2 protein-coding genes are annotated in these 1,499 nt (G+C 40.5%); both read right to left on the bottom strand.

Features of this window, described 5'->3' with window-relative positions:
• Positions 1 to 153: 153 nt before the first annotated feature.
• Positions 154 to 588: a GNAT family N-acetyltransferase gene (locus QTN94_RS19845; protein ID WP_331418836.1), complete on the bottom strand. Its 435-nt coding sequence runs from the start codon at positions 586 to 588 to the stop codon at positions 154 to 156.
• Between the two features lie 151 nt (positions 589 to 739).
• Positions 740 to 1,249 carry a ClbS/DfsB family four-helix bundle protein gene (locus QTN94_RS19850; RefSeq protein ID WP_331418837.1) on the bottom strand — a complete coding sequence of 170 codons (510 nt, stop codon included), beginning with the start codon at positions 1,247 to 1,249 and terminating at the stop codon, positions 740 to 742.
• Positions 1,250 to 1,499: the final 250 nt, after the last annotated feature.

Here is a 1,499-nt window from a genome sequence, read left to right on the forward strand (position 1 = left end):
ATAAAGTCATGACGGTGCGAACACATCAAAGTGGCCCGAGATAGCTTCTCAACTAGAGCCCGTATATAAGCAAGCATCTAACCTTCGTTAACAATACTTTTTGACAACAATAGGGAGTCCATATAAGCGTTGTGAATCACTCTTAAATTATTGTTATAAGCGTGGTTTGAGCATGTGCACGAACTGTTCGTCCTGCCCTGTAACCTCAAAGCCAAACCTTTTGTAAAGTTGCCCTACTCGGTTTCCTTGTAAGTAGCAAAGCTTTATCGGTAACAACTTTTGTGCAGCAAGCTCAATGACCGCTTTTAATACTTGGCTACCAATTCCTTTACCCTGATATTCTGGTAATAGGAAAAAACGACCAAAGTACAGATACTCAGAATGGCACTGCACCAAGTAACTGCCCACTGCGACTCCATCGACTTCGATTATGGTTGGCTTTTCTTCGCCCCACTCATTGTGATGAATTTCTCTTTGAACACTTTCGTCCCAACCAAATACAGCTTTGATTGGTTCAAATTCTGCTGATTTCTTAAGCTCGAATAGGAACTCATAGTCACTATTTTCAGCTTTACGGGTTTCGTACACCTAACTCTCCAAACCTACAACTACGGATAGATAATAACGCTAAATTAAGGTGTGAACAACGCAAGCCACCTTACTTAAACCATTGTGCCATAATCACTAAAATTGAAGTAAAAGCAAAAATGCCGAGCGTTGAGAATCCCTCTTAAATTGCTTATGTGATTTCTCGATTGAAGCGCCTAACTTTTGTACGCATGTTTTTCATAGGTGATGATGTATTAAACTGAATCATGCGCCCCAAAGTCCATTGCTCATACCACGCTACACCATACAGCTCATGGTTACTTAAGCTTGAAATCAGTAAAAGTATTTCATTAACCGTAAACTCGAGCTCAATAAGTAAATCATCGTATTTCCAGTCACGATACTCGTCGTGGAAACTTTCTGCGAGCAACCCCAATTGGTTCCATTTGTAGCCTGTTTCCGGAAAATCTACTTGTTGATTTTGAGAGCTTAGATGATACCATTTAAGTACGAGTTTCCCCCAACCTATCAAATAAGCCACCGTATCACTAACGCTAATGAGTGTACCTTTGACGTTTCCCTCTACGCCTGATTTACGAACGTGACTTTCTGGAGTTGAGCGATAGTCAGCCATAAGTTTCGAAAATATCGAGTTTATAGCAAACTCCAATTCATCTTTATTGCTTGGTACAGAAGACATTTTCACCTCCATTCACATAACGCAAAATTAAGGTGTGAACAACGCTAACACCTTAGCTAAACCATTGAGCCATAAACACTAAAATGGCTTGAAGTAAAAGCGCCAAGATGTATGGACTCCCTATCTCCCTCGGGAGTAACGTAATAAGTAACGACACTTTTACAAGGAAGCCAACACATGACTCATTCTACGGTGCTCGCTATCGACTTAGCAAAAAACGTTTTCCAAGTTTGTAAGATGGATCGACATG

Source organism: Vibrio sp. M250220 (assembly GCF_036533795.1).
Taxonomy (GTDB): Bacteria; Pseudomonadota; Gammaproteobacteria; order Enterobacterales; family Vibrionaceae; genus Vibrio.

What these genes read in the sequence shown, in the direction of transcription:
- QTN94_RS19850 (WP_331418837.1), bottom strand. Translation starts at nt 1,249, where the DNA reads ATGTCTTCTGTACCAAGCAATAAAGATGAATTGGAGTTTGCTATAAAC.